Here is a 13788-nt window from a genome sequence, read left to right as displayed (position 1 = left end):
TGTTCGCTGAACTGATTAAGATCACATGAAGATATGATTCCGGCAGCCCAAAGAAAAAGTGCGAAATCGTTTGCACTCCCGATTCACTCACATTAAAATTCACCGATACGTTAGTACTAACGTATCCCCTGCTCCTGCAGGATTTTTTGTCAAGCATTGGAAATCAAGGAGAAATACATGAAAAGTCTGCTTACACTCTCAGTTGCGTTAATGTTCGTTGCAGCCAGTTCTTTCAGTTCTGCAGCAGAGCTGAAATCTGGTATCGAAGTAGGCGGAAGACCTGGAGCATATACAGTCAATGATTGTACGGGCCCGAACGCTGGTAAGTCACTTTGCTATCGCTGCAGCTATGGTGGCCGTCCCGTAGTCAACATCTTCGCACGCGAAATGAATGGGGATGTCCAGGATCTGATTGCCCAGATTGATGCCAAAGTTGGCGCAAACCGAAATCAGAAAATGGCAGCGTTTGTTGTTCACCTGACTGACGATGCTGACAAATCCAGTGCATCACTTAAAAAAATCGCTGACAGCAAAAAGATCAAGAACACACCTTTGACAAACTTCGAAGGCGAAGCCGGTCCTTCTTCTTACAAAATTTCCAAAGACGCCGACGTCACAGTTTTGATGTGGGTTGGAGGAAAAGTGAAAGTCAATCACGCTTTGAAGAAGAGCGATCTGTCAAAAGACAAGATCAATAAAATCGTTAAAGATACTTCCAAAATCTTGAACTAACGATTTGAGACGATCTCTTATCAATTGAGTAGACCCCGCTTTCCTGAACCGGTTAGCGGGGTTTCTATTTCCCGCCGCGTTAAGCCAAAACGAATCTTCACATTTCGTAGAGGGGTTTCAATGTATCTCAGTGCAAGGTCCGTTCGTTATTTTCCACAGCTGACAGTTCTCTGTTTCATTTGCCTGTTGATGGGATCACCTCGTGCTGACGCCGGTCAATCCAACAGTCTGATGGATATTTCCGCAGACGGCAAACTGCTTGCCTGTTCGAACCGTGACAGTGGAACGGTCACAATTGTCGATCTGGCATCAAATAAAAAACAAAGTGAAATCAAAGTCGGCAAACATCCGGAAGGCGTGACGTTTCTGGGTAACCGCCATCAGCTAGCGGTCGCCGTCTATGACGAAGACCGGGTTGTGTTTCTCGATGCAGACGCCGGCAAGATTACGGGTCAAACAGAAGTGTTTGATGAACCGTATGGCGTTGTCTCCACAAATGACGGCTCCCGGATCTTCGTTACGCTCGATTATCCGGGTCAGATTGTGGAAATCGATCCAAAGTCCAAAAAAGTCACACGAGAATTTTCATCGGGAAGTCATTTACGCGGCATCGCAATTTCTAATGACAATCAAAGCCTCTTTACGACCGAATACTATACCGCCCTGGTTCGACAGATTGATATCGCCAGCGGCCGAACAACTGATGAATGGCCAGGAGGAAGTACGGACAATCTTTCTCGTCAGATCACATTACATCCCCGTCGGGCGAAGGCGTATCTGCCTCATATTCGCTCACGGATTACTGTAGCACACGGTGCCGGTTCGATTTTTCCCATTGTCTCAATTGTTGATACCATAGCCAGTGAAGGAAAACGAAGACGGAAGATCCCCATGGATTCCTTTCGTGGAGCCCGTGTGACATGCAACCCCTGGGACACCGCAATCACCCCAGATGGAAAAACGTTCTTTGTCGTATTTGCCGGGACAGACGACCTCTACGTCTGCAATGTGATCGACGATGATTACCGCGAATTAACATTTCGCGATTCAATCAAACTGGGACATAATCCCCGCGCAGTACAGGTTGCTCCCGATGGAAACACCTTTTACGTTTATAATGCACTGGACTTCAACGTCGTTGCTTACGACACGCAAACACTGCGTCCCCAAGCGATAATTGATGTGACTGAGAACCCCTTGGGAGAAGAAATTCTCCTGGGAAAACAGCTCTTCTATACGGCACTGCAGCCTATGACAAGCCGTTTGTGGATTTCCTGTGCAAGCTGTCATCCCGACGGGCAGTCTGATGGAAGAACCTGGCATAATCCGGAAGGCTTAAGAAACACACAATCACTGGCCGGCATGGCCTGGACGCATCCGATTCATTGGTCAGCAGATCGAGACGAAGTGCAGGATTTCGAGCACACCATCCGCGGCCCTTTGATGCAGGGATACGGACTGGTGAGAGGAAAAATCAATTCTTCACTGGATGCCCCCAACAAAGGCTTATCGCAGGCACTGGACGCGATGGCCGCTTATTCGAATACACATAACTTTACAATGAGTCCTTATGCTAAAAAAGGTCTCAACTCAGCTGCGAAACGGGGACGCGAACTCTTCTTATCAAAACAAACGAAATGCGCCACTTGTCATAGTGGTCCCTTTCTGACAGACTCCGTTCCCACAGAGAATATTATTCGACATGATGTAGGGACTGCCGTTGATAACCCTGGTGAGAAGACGGGACCCGCGTACGACACGCCGACGTTGCTCGGCATCTATCGGACGGCTCCCTACCTGCATCACGGTAAAGCGGAATCGCTCGAGGAAGTATTCACCATTTATAATCATGACAACAAACACGGAAACACAAGTCAGCTTTCGAAACAGGAACTCGCCGACCTTGTCGAATTCCTGAAGGCGCTTCCCTTTGAAGACCCTGTCCCCCAAGCAAAATCTGCAGGGATGGTCAAAGTAGCGAAGTGATCTACTTAAGCGTGTTTAAGACAACTACCAGAAAGACTTTTCTTATGTCTGCAAAATCAATCTGTTTTGTATTCTCGTTGATACTGCTGCACGGCTGCAGTCAGAACACACCCGCTCCCACCACTTCTCCTGAAACCGAAGCAGCCTCTGAAACGGCTTCGGTAATGGTCGATAAAAAAGAATCTGCTATTCCCGGCGCAAAAACATTTGAGAAAGACGGCGTCACGGCGGAAATCGCCAGCTGGGAAGAAGCACAGGAATTCATCAAAAAACAAAAGGGAAAAGTTGTCGTTGTAGATTTGTGGTCAACGTGGTGCGAACCTTGTCTCCGCGAATTTCCGCAGCTGGTCGCATTACAAAAGAAGTATCCGGAAAAAGTGGTCTGCGTTTCTTTTAATCTGAACTATATCGGGAGCAAGGATTCTCCTCCTGAATCCAATAGCGAAGAACTCATGGAATTTTATTCCAAACAGAAAGCAGACATCGTCAATCTGATTTCCAGCACTCCTGATGAGAAACTCTACGAGAGCCTGAATCTGGCTGCGATCCCGGCAGCCTATGTCTACGGTCCTGATGGCAAGCTGAAAAAACGATTCGATAATGAAACGCTCGAATATGGTCAGGAAGGTTTCACATACGAGAAACATATCGAACCGCTGATCGATAAGATGCTGAAGCCTGCACAGCAGAAGCCGGAATAATCACCTATGAGCTCTACCCGTTCAAGCAAACGTGATATAAATCGAAGACATGATCCCCGCCAGCAGTAACGCAATCAGGCGCGGGTCGGTCACGCCGGTAAGTTTGTGAAATACAATTTCTTTCAACGGGTTTTTCCAGCACATCATTTCGATCTGATCAGCGGTCGGCGGTGGTGTGAGTAGACTGACAACCACAAAGACCACCGAACAAATCACAAACAGCCACCATGCCTGCAGCATGAAGGGAATTCCTAAATCGTTTGTGATCATTCCAAAGCCGAAGTCTAATGCAAAAGTCAGCGCACCTAAAATTGAGCCGACGATCAAAGTGACCAGTGAAGCTTTTGCCGTTCCCCGTTTCCAGAGAACGCCCCAGATAAAGACCACCGTAATCGGAGGAGCCAGACAGGCAATCATGCTGTTCAGCCCGGAAAATATGCTCTCGAACTTGCTGCCCATTGTTGACCAGCCAATTGCCAGAATCATCACGACCACTGCAGTAATTCGTCCCACCACCACCAGACGTGCATCGCTTGTTTCCGGTTTGAGTTTTTTCACAACGTCGATACTGATTAACGTCCCCGTACTGTTCAAGGCACCGGCAATCGTACTCATTAGTGCTGCCAGCAAGCCAGCCGCAATCATGCCTTTCAGGCCTTCAGGAATCAGTTGACTGATTAAGACGGGGAGCGCGCTATTGGGATTATCTCCAATTTGATCTTGAAACAGGACATACGCGAGAACTCCAGGAAAAACCATAATCATCAATGGCAGAATTTTAATGAAGCCTGCAAAGAACGGTCCAAACTGAGCATCCTTTTCGGTCTCGGCACCCAAAACCCGCTGCACGATGGTCTGATCGGCACACCAGTACCAAATTCCCAGAACCGGATATCCCAAAACGAATGCGAACCAGGAAAAGCCACCGCTCTCATGCAGCATGCTCATGTGCTTTTCCGGGAGTGCTGCACGGAGCTTGGTAAAGGAATCGATTCCCTGCTCATTCAAAGCACCCACTGCAAACCAGGTGATTGCAATCGACCCGATAATCAGCAGCACTGTTTGAATAGACTCCGTAATCACGACCGCCTTCAATCCCCCCATCACGGTATACAACGTTGTGATTGCAGAAATCACGATCACCGAGGTAAAGACATCAATCCCGAAGAACTCATGCATGATAGTGGAACCGGCATAAAGGGTCATGCCGATATGAATAAACAACGCCGCAACAACCCCCATGATCGCCAATACGATCCGAGACCCCGCGCTAAAACGTTGTTCCAGAAAATCGGGGAGCGTCACCACACCACTGCGATGATAGATTGGCGCAAATACCAGCCCTAAGATGATCAATGTGAATGCCGCCAGGCACTCGAAGTTCCCCACGACTAATCCTACGCGATATCCGTCTGCGGCGAGACCAATCAAATGCACTGTCGAGATATTGGTCGCAAATAAAGACAACCCAATTGTAGGCCATTTGAGGGAACGTCCCGCGAGGAAATAGCCATCGACAGTCTGCTTTTGCTTGCGGCCGACGTACAATCCCAACCCGGTGATCAAAATCAGATACGCCAGAATGATTGCAGAATCGAGTAATGAAATATTAAGTTGGGTGGCAGCCGACAGGAATGGCCCGTTCATAGATGTTCAATCAAGTCAGAGATTCGGTAGGAGAAGTTTCCAGAGTATTATCCACGTCAGGATGCAAATCAGAAACGTCGAGAGGAGACAGGCCAGATTGTAGAGCCATTTGATTGAATTGCTTAATCAACTGACACCCCACGGGAATTCCAGTTTTAAATCGTTCCAAGCGCGCTACCTCTTCTGGCTCACCAGGATAATAGACTTTCCCGTCTTTGTGAAGTGGCTGCAACCCACCCCAGCGCTGAATCATCTCTGTAATCCGTTCCTGAAATGAATCGACAGAAGTGAACCGGCTGATATCAATCGCGCCGACCAAGCCTCCCAGCAATCGTCTTTGAGAAAGGTCGCCGTACATTTTGGGAATGTCAGGTCCAATCGGTGCGCCCCCCAGAAGCGCGCACAAAACGTCGATCATCAACCCCAAGCCCGAGCCTTTGAATCCACCGAACGGAAACAACGCAACGACTTCATTCGGATCAGTAGTTCCCTGCCCATTCGAGTCCAAAGCCCAGTCTTCTGGAATGGAAACCCCTTCCGTCGCGGCATTGGCAATCGTGTTCCAAGGTGTAATACTCGTTGCCATATCCAGACAAAGTGATTTCCCTTTTTTTCCCGGTGCTGTGATACAAATCGGGTTCGTCCCGCAAAACGGTTCTCGTGCTCCGTGTGGTGTGACCATCGGGTCGACGTGCGTAAAAGCAAAACCAATCATGCCAGCTTGAGCCATCCTTAACCCATAATACGCCAGTGCGCCGCAATGTGAAGAGTTACAGACCGAAACCCAGCCTGCTCCGGAATCGCGGGCCAGTTCAATCGCATGGTCGGCAGCTTTAACCATCGCCAGTTGCCCCAGTCCGTGATCCCCGTCAACGCGGCCAGCTGCCGTTCCCAGTTGCTCCCATTGCATTTCAGGACGGGCATTGATGCTCTGCTGACGAATCCGTTCCAGATAATGCGGTAATCGTGCGACCCCATGCGAGTCGATGCCGCGCAAGTTTGATTCCACCAAAGAGTCCGCTACCAGCTCCGCATCCGCTTGTCTTAAATTGGCATGTGCGAGTAACTGAAAACAAAAATCCCGCAATGCATCGGCTTCAACCAGAGCACTCTTCACTTGAATTTGTGGCAAAAGGGCACCTCTATTAAAATTGTCATTTCACTAACAGAAAGGAATCAGGCAAACAGGTCATACATCACCTCGCCGTGCACGTCCGTTAATCGGAAATCACGGCCGGCAAACTGATAGGTCAGCTTTTTATGATCCATCCCCAATAAATGTAAAATGCTGGCATGCAGATCGTGGATGTGAACCTTGTTTTTAACAGCATAATATCCATAGTCATCGGTAGCACCATACTGCAATCCCCCTTTGACGCCACCTCCTGCCATCCACATCGTATAACCTTGCGGATTATGATCACGACCATCATTACCCTGGCTGACAGGTGTCCTGCCGAATTCTCCTCCCCAAAGAACCAACGTATCTTCCAGTAGACCACGCGATTTCAAATCTTTGAGCAAGGCTGCGATTGGCTGATCAACTTCCATCGCATTTCGGGGAATCGCCGTTTTTAAGCCAGCATGTTGATCCCATTTGTAACTATGTGTAATTTGAACGAAACGCACTCCCCGCTCTGCAAATCGACGTGCCATCAAACATTGACGTCCGAAATTTTTCGTAACATCATTATCCAGACCATACATCTTCTGAGTCGTCTCAGATTCGTCGCTGATATCCTGTAGTTCAGGCGCCGCCGTCTGCATGCGATAAGCCAACTCGAAGGAATTGATCCGCCCCTCAAGTGCCGCATCGGGACCGGAATGTTCCAAATGTTCCCGATTCATCTGCTGCATAAAATCCAATTCCTGGCGTTGCACAGCTAATGGAATGCCGCTTTTATTTTTAATAAATGGAATCAGTGCGCGGTCAGCCGGAATACTGGCATTTCCGATGGGCGTCCCCTGATAATCTGCAGGCAGGAAAGAGGAGCTGTAGGCATTCACGCCGCCATGAGTCAACGTCGGACAGACGGTAATAAAACCAGGCAAGTCCCGATTCTCAGATCCCAAACCGTAGGTGATCCAGGATCCCATGCTGGGGCGAACAAAAGTATCACTGCCCGTATGCAATTCCAACAGTGCTCCCCCGTGACGGGAGTTAGAACCATACATCGAATTGATAATACACATATCATCAACGCAACCCGCCACATGCGGAAACACTTCACTCACCCAGGCACCACTCTCACCATGCTGCTTGAACTTCCACGGTGATCCCAGCAAGTTACCAGTCGTTGCAGAGAAAACACGAGGCTTGTCAAACGGAAGTGGCTTGCCACTATCTTTCTGTAATTGGGGCTTATAATCAAAAGTATCCATATGCGAAGGGCCGCCGTGCATAAACAGAAAGATGACACGCTTGGCCTTCGGAGCGAAATGCGGCTGCTGGACGACTTTCTGTTGCGCAGCCTGACCATCACTTCCCAATAAAGCAGCTAAAGCAAGGCTACCAAAGCCGGCAGAACTTCTGCGCAGCATCTCCCGACGCGAGATCACCGTGTGTCCGTTATTTGTCTTCCATCGATTCATGCGAATTCCCATTCAAAACAAACCTTCAATCTCTGCGTTGGCTCAACCTCTAATCCACAAACAGAAATTCATTGGAGGCAATCAAAACCCGACACAAACTCTGCCAGGTTCGCTGCTCTTTTTCCTCGTCCGACATCTCTAACGAATTCAATTTCTGTCTATATTGTCCGACATAATTCAGCGCCCGAGACGTTTCCATCACTGTCGCAGGACGGCTGAATATTTTCTCATAAATTCGATTTACCCTGGCAGGATTATCCAAGTGTGTCTCATGCATAATCTGGTTGGCCAGGTCCATTGTATTCTGCATTACGAATTCACTGTTCATCATGAAGAGTGCCTGTGGTGCCACCGTGGTATGCGTACGGTCGCCAGAGAGAACACTCGGATCAGCAAAATCAAAAGCCTGCAGTACTTCATATAAGGCACTTCTCACAATCGGTAAATATACAGAGCGACGATTGGTCTGATAAACCACCGGATTGACATTACTGGTACTTGTCACATACTTCCGGTTCTCGACGCTCAACAGTGAGCCTCCCATTTCATAGTCGATTTTTCCACACACGGCCAAAATGGAATCGCGAATCGCTTCCGCTTCCAGCCGTCTGCGATTCATCCGCCAGAATAAACGATTCTCGGGATCAACGGCTGCTAGTTCCGCATTATACTTCGTACTCATCTGATAAGTCGCAGACAGCATGATTAAACGATGCATCGACTTGATCGACCAACCATTCTCAACAAATTGAACCGCCAGCCAGTCCAGCAGCTGTGGATGTGTCGGACGCTCTCCCAGTTTCCCAAAATTATCAGGCGTTCGCACCAGTCCTGTTCCAAAATGCCAGCGCCAAAGTCGATTCACCATCACACGTGCCGTTAAAGGATGCTGACCGCTGGTTAACCACTGGGCTAACTGCAGACGCCCGCTCTGTTGATCATTGATGGGCCGCTGATTCTCTCCCTCAATAATTTGCAGAAACTGACGAGGGACTTCTTTCCCCAGCGTGAAGTGACTTCCCCGCAGATGCACTTTGACGTTTTCTGGCTTTTGCTCTGAAACGGCCATCGCTGTCGGATATTGAGGCAGTGTTTTTTCCAGTTCTTTCCGGGTGGCTCTTTTTTCTGTAAGCTTTGTTTTACTTGTGGCAGCATAATAATTTTCGCGGTCCGCAGGTAACGCAAACGGCCCTTTGGGATCATACAGTACGTTACGAATCGCCTCCCGCTCAGCATCCGGCAGTGATTTCGCTTTTTTGCCTGCGTCCGTTTTCAGATAAGCCTGCCACTCTTGCTCGACTTCTGTAAACAAAGCCCCGTAAAGCTGAGCAGCCTGTTTCAGTCGCTGCTCTCCAGGCAAATCATTCAAATTTTGAAATCGCTGGTAGAGAGGGCCGAGCGTTTCTGGCGTCTTGCCCGTACGTACAAGTTCATTCCATACGAAAAAGGGAGATGTCTTCTCCTCTGCAACTTTCGTCAGATAGTCGGCCCACTGTGCTGTGATACTGCCAATGAGTTTACTCTCGGGAGTCGCAACATCGGCGATGAAGTTCTGCTCTTTCTTGGAAGGTTCCCGAGGCGCTGCAATCAATAACTTATCAATATGCGGAAAGGGAATCTTACTTTCCAGACGAATCTTATTTTTTCCTTTAGTGAACTCGTAGAAACCTTCTACCTTCCATTGCTGTGACTTGGGATACCAGCTTCCGGTAACTTCTCCTGCCGCATTATTTTTGACTAATTGACCATTAATCAAAAGCTGAACCGGCCGTGCCGCCGCAGCTGCATAACGAATTTCGAATTGATATCGCCCCGTTTTCGGCAGTTCAATTTCATATTCCGCGATATTAGGCAGCATTCCGTTATTATAAATGACTCCAATCCCCTCGCCGTAACCGGTCAGGGATTTTTTCACATTGCCCGTCTGATAGTTTTCTGCTTCCACAATCAGAGCAGAATCCGACGAATTGGGTTCCCGCGTTTCGCCGATCGGTTTTGTTCCCTGCATCAATTGATCAGCGTGTTTTTTAATCTCAGCCGCCAATAAATAATCGGATACTCGTTTTCGCTCTTCCGTCAGTAATTGTTCATCGGATCGTTTCACTACAGCTAGAATCTTCGAGTCCAGGTCGGCAATCTGTTTTTTATGTTGCTCCAGCACTTGAATCTCTTCAGGACTGGCCAGAGTCCGTTCCTGCCAACGGGCAACCACTTTGAAGTTTTCCATTGTCTTTGTGCTTTTGAAGATGCCCGCCAGCGAGTAATAATCTTCAATCGGAATCGGATCGAATTTATGAGTATGACAGCGGGCACACCCCATGGTCAGCCCCATGAAGGTACGGCCGACGGTATCCAGTTGCTCGTCAATAATATCCATCTGCATCTTGGTTTGATCGTCTTCCGCCAACATCTTGGCTCCGATCGAGAGAAAGCCGGTCGCAGTAATTTTCTCGACACGGCTGTCATCATTGACCTGCTCAGCCAGAATATCTCCGGCCAATTGTTCCTGGACGAACTGATCAAAAGGCTTATCTTTATTGAATGCAGCAATCACATAATCACGGAATCGAAATGCGTTCGCATAGGACAGGTTTTCGTCGAGTCCATTTGAGTCAGCATACCGCGCCACATCCAGCCAGTGCCGGCCCCAGCGTTCTCCGTAGCGGGGCGATTCCAGTAGCCGGTTTATCACCTTAGCAAAAGCATCCGGAGAATCATCTTTGACAAAATCGTCGATTTCTTTTCGCGTGGGCGGCAAACCAATCAAGTCAAAAGTGGCGCGGCGAATCAGGTTCTGCTTCTCTGCAGGAAGAGCGGGCGAATATCCCTTCTGTTCCAACCTCGATAAAACAAAAGTGTCAATCGGGTTCTGAACCCACTCGGATTGTTTAACCCGTGGAAGATCTGGCGTTTGAGGTGGTTGAAAGGCCCAGAAGGCTTTCTCCTGCTCAGTGAAAAGCGGCCCCTCGGGATTTCCGTCTGTGGATTGTACAATCGGTTTTGAGTTCGGCCAGTAGGCTCCCAGCCGAATCCATTCGGTCAAATCGCTGATCTCTTTTTGAGACAACTTATCTTTAGGCGGCATATGTAATTGGCCGCTATGGTTTACAGCGCTAATCAACAGGCTCTGCTCGGGCTTCCCGATGACGACAGACGGCCCCCGCTCTCCCCCTTTGACTAATGTCGACAGGGAATCGACGCGAAATCCGCTCTCGACAGAATCCTCACTGTGACAGTCATAACACTGGTTAATCAATAACGGTCGGATTCGTTTTTCGAAGAAAGCTTCTTTTTTCAAGTCAGCATCAGCTGCCAGAAGCGGACGGCTCAGGGGCATCATGACAGTAATGCATAATCCCAAAATTACCAGAAGTCGTCGTTTCATCGTGATGTATCCAAAAGCACATTTGTTTTTTGTAATCAACTACTTAGACGTAATAGCTCTCTCCATGAATCGCAAATCATGACATTGATTCTATCGCAAGATCATACTCAAACGCCATGATTATATATTATATACAATCATGTTTCGCAAACAAAATCAACTGCAGATCAGACCTTCTCACGCAGTTTTTCAAGATTGGCCGGACAGGCGAGAATCAAGTTTCAAATTGAGGCTGAGAATCAGATTGCCAAAGTGACGTCTCTGGGCTCATCTTCTGAAACCAGCTGTAGCTTTCAATTACAAAACGGACTTGGAAATTTCGACTGAGTGAATGCTGTTGCATGACTACTAATTTTGGCGACCGTCTCCAGGAAGTAAAGAGAGCCTACCATAGCAATCAATTATTTCTGATTCACAATGTCCCGATTTACAGTACCACTTTTCAATCCCGTTTACTTAATGCCAAGCAAACCCAGGTAGCTGCATAGCATACACGTTTACTACCTGAGTTTTACCCGTTGAAACGAAGGTAAAAAGAGAACAACCAAGCTAATCCACAAACATCCATTGCAAACAAAATTACACTTACAAAAAAACAAAACATCTTAAGATTCATGATTCTTACTGACCATGAACCAGATCTCTCTGCGGTTTATCACTTAGAAAAACGAAGCAATGAAAACCTGAGAAAACAGATTATCGACCTCAAAGAAAACATTTTGCACCAAAAAACAAATTTACAAGTATTTTGTTGAATACTAAACATAATTTCTTAAACTGGATTCATCCGTACAACTACACCAAGTGCCTCATCCTGATTCTCAACAAAAGGGCCACTCAAATGTTGAAGATTACCAGACCTCCACGCGCATTCACTCTGATAGAGCTGCTCGTGAGCATTTCCATCATCGCCTTACTAATTGCTCTGCTCTTACCAGCAGTCATGCAGGCCCGCGAAGCAGCCAGACGCACTCAATGCAGAAACAATCTCAAACAAATTGGCCTTGCGCTACATAATTATCATGACGCTCATTATTCATTTCCTATCGGTGCACGGTCTCAAAATGGATTTGGCCTCTCGTTCTGGCCTGGTTTGTTGCCGGCGCTTGATCAAGGGAATCTTTATCAGCAATTCGATCATGATTCAATTCAGAATGGTTTTCCTTTTTTTTCGTGGGTAAAGAATGGTCCATTATTGGATGGGGTGATCATCCAGGCAATGCGTTGTCCGTCTAGTCCTTTAGAAGAAACTCATCCAATGGGAATTTACATGCATATGCAGCCATCCTATGTGGGTATCTCAGGTGCCTCCAATGAGGATGGATTTCCAGCCAAACGAATTTCTTTTTGCTGTAGTCCGATCAGCCCTCCCGATGGGATTCTCTCAGCAGATGGAATTTTGATTCCCAATGCGAATATAAAACTACGAGACATCTCTGATGGTACATCCAATATGATCGTGGTAGGCGAAGCGTCCAACTTTATTCTTGACGATAACAGAGATAAGCAACATGTGGGAGGGGCATATCCAATGAGTTGGATCACAGGTACATTCGGAAAAGATACACCTCCCAATTATGAACCGACGAACCTGGCCTTCCCTCCTCCTTGTTACAACATTACAACGATTCGCTATTCGCCTAACTCAAACTATGATCAACCAGGCATACGTAATAACCACGGCCCCAACAACCCCCTTGCGTCTGCTCATGAAGGGGGAGTCATGGTCTTATTGGCAGATGGTTCAGCTCGTTTCGTCAGTGAAAATATCAATCTGACCACATTGAAGCGACTGGCTGTCCGCGACGATGGCTATCCTGTCGGAGAGTTTTAACAAAACCGCTAAACTACTCTCTCAATCTCACACGCTAAAATGCTCATTCTCAGAGCAAGTCAGAAAAACTCTATCACAAATGTTGGGAGCGTGGCTCCCTTTCTTTCCGGGGCGTTCTAAGCGTAAATATCGCCCCTATCCTCTATGCTTAGTTTTTATGGAGAAAGTCATGAAACGTTGTTTGTGTATCAGCCTCTGTTTTTTTGTGTTATTCAGCAGTTCGCTCTTTGCCAAGAAGAAGCGCTGGAAACATGTGAGACGCTGTGTACCTTGCGTACCTTGTGCCCCCAAGGTTCATCCTTGTGTTTGTGGTTTGATTGATGTCGGAACCTTTTGGATTGGTGAAACAAATCCCGCTCCTGGACCAGGTTGCCAGAATCCAGAACCGATCTACTTACCTGGACCGAATTATACTTATGGTATTTGCCAGACAATTGGTTGTACCGGAGGTGGTTGTATTCATGTTTCTCCAATACCGCGACCAACACCACCTCAGCCAATTATAAATGAACCAATTCAGTATAATTCTAACCGACTTTTTGATTCAAAATATCATCAATGCACTAAGCATACCCCTAAGTTTATTGAGATGGAAGTCACTAAAAATGGGGGAAAAAAAGAGACGATCAAAGTCAAGATGTTCTTCATTGAAATTGATTTCATGCTCATTGCCAATGACTACGGATTAAAAATTAATCCTAAGCTCGAAGATCCACGACTGATTCTTGTTGGGTTTGAATCAACTGATCCACCAGGAAAAGAACCTATATATACAAAGAAAAATAATAATGTACGAGAAGCGATAGTGGAGATGAAAGATCCAAATGGCAAACTGAAAAAAGCAATTGTCTTTCTGGCTCCCTAGATAAAATATCCAGAGCCATTCAAAGGGATAATTCCGAACGAGCCTC

The 13788-nt window shown here is 47.3% G+C and carries 9 protein-coding genes; 5 read left to right on the top strand and 4 right to left on the bottom strand.

The annotated features are described in order from the left end of the window. Positions 1-177 precede the first annotated feature (177 nt). The 3 genes from AAC022_RS18250 to AAC022_RS18240 all read left to right on the top strand — a co-directional run bounded on the left by AAC022_RS18250 (position 178) and on the right by AAC022_RS18240 (position 3419). On the top strand, positions 178-732 hold the full coding sequence (locus AAC022_RS18250; protein ID WP_339733365.1) for a hypothetical protein: 555 nt from the start codon (positions 178-180) through the stop codon (positions 730-732). Between the two features lie 120 nt (positions 733-852). After that, positions 853-2718 (top strand): beta-propeller fold lactonase family protein, encoded by a 1866-nt coding sequence (locus tag AAC022_RS18245; RefSeq protein WP_339733364.1) that lies wholly within the window; start codon positions 853-855, stop codon positions 2716-2718. Positions 2719-2762: 44 nt separating this feature from the next. Next, positions 2763-3419 (top strand): TlpA disulfide reductase family protein, encoded by a 657-nt coding sequence (locus tag AAC022_RS18240; RefSeq protein WP_339733363.1) that lies wholly within the window; start codon positions 2763-2765, stop codon positions 3417-3419. Between the two features lie 21 nt (positions 3420-3440). On the opposite strand, the gene AAC022_RS18235 is transcribed toward AAC022_RS18240, so the two are convergent. Genes AAC022_RS18235 through AAC022_RS18220 form a run of 4 tightly spaced genes read right to left on the bottom strand, consistent with a single transcriptional unit; the run spans position 3441 to position 11043 of the window. Next, the gene (locus AAC022_RS18235) at positions 3441-5066 is read right to left on the bottom strand and encodes a sodium:solute symporter (protein ID WP_339733362.1); all 1626 of its coding nucleotides are present in this window, start codon (positions 5064-5066) and stop codon (positions 3441-3443) included. Positions 5067-5076: 10 nt separating this feature from the next. Beyond that, positions 5077-6198 (bottom strand): Ldh family oxidoreductase, encoded by a 1122-nt coding sequence (locus tag AAC022_RS18230; RefSeq protein ID WP_339733361.1) that lies wholly within the window; start codon positions 6196-6198, stop codon positions 5077-5079. Between the two features lie 44 nt (positions 6199-6242). Continuing rightward, the gene (locus AAC022_RS18225) at positions 6243-7658 is read right to left on the bottom strand and encodes a DUF1501 domain-containing protein (protein WP_339733360.1); all 1416 of its coding nucleotides are present in this window, start codon (positions 7656-7658) and stop codon (positions 6243-6245) included. Between the two features lie 49 nt (positions 7659-7707). Then, positions 7708-11043: a DUF1553 domain-containing protein gene (locus AAC022_RS18220; RefSeq protein ID WP_339733359.1), complete on the bottom strand. Its 3336-nt coding sequence runs from the start codon at positions 11041-11043 to the stop codon at positions 7708-7710. A gap of 892 nt (positions 11044-11935) precedes the next feature. Between AAC022_RS18220 and AAC022_RS18215 the strand changes: the two genes are divergently transcribed. Further along, positions 11936-12877, top strand: coding sequence for a DUF1559 domain-containing protein (locus AAC022_RS18215; protein WP_339733358.1), 942 nt, complete (start codon positions 11936-11938; stop codon positions 12875-12877). Positions 12878-13046: 169 nt separating this feature from the next. Continuing rightward, positions 13047-13742 (top strand): hypothetical protein, encoded by a 696-nt coding sequence (locus tag AAC022_RS18210; protein WP_339733357.1) that lies wholly within the window; start codon positions 13047-13049, stop codon positions 13740-13742. Positions 13743-13788 lie beyond the last annotated feature (46 nt).

Source organism: uncultured Gimesia sp. (assembly GCF_963976445.1).
Classification (GTDB): Bacteria; Planctomycetota; Planctomycetia; order Planctomycetales; family Planctomycetaceae; genus Gimesia.
This window is presented reverse-complemented; position numbering and strand designations above follow the sequence as displayed.

Excerpts from the sequence above, each read along its gene's own strand:
- AAC022_RS18220 (WP_339733359.1), bottom strand. The coding sequence starts at position 11,043 with ATGAAACGACGACTTCTGGTAATTTTGGGATTATGCATTACTGTCATG.
- AAC022_RS18235 (WP_339733362.1), bottom strand. The coding sequence starts at position 5,066 with ATGAACGGGCCATTCCTGTCGGCTGCCACCCAACTTAATATTTCATTA.
- AAC022_RS18210 (WP_339733357.1), top strand. The coding sequence starts at position 13,047 with ATGAAACGTTGTTTGTGTATCAGCCTCTGTTTTTTTGTGTTATTCAGC.
- AAC022_RS18250 (WP_339733365.1), top strand. The coding sequence starts at position 178 with ATGAAAAGTCTGCTTACACTCTCAGTTGCGTTAATGTTCGTTGCAGCC.
- AAC022_RS18225 (WP_339733360.1), bottom strand. The coding sequence starts at position 7,658 with ATGAATCGATGGAAGACAAATAACGGACACACGGTGATCTCGCGTCGG.
- AAC022_RS18240 (WP_339733363.1), top strand. The coding sequence starts at position 2,763 with ATGTCTGCAAAATCAATCTGTTTTGTATTCTCGTTGATACTGCTGCAC.
- AAC022_RS18245 (WP_339733364.1), top strand. The coding sequence starts at position 853 with ATGTATCTCAGTGCAAGGTCCGTTCGTTATTTTCCACAGCTGACAGTT.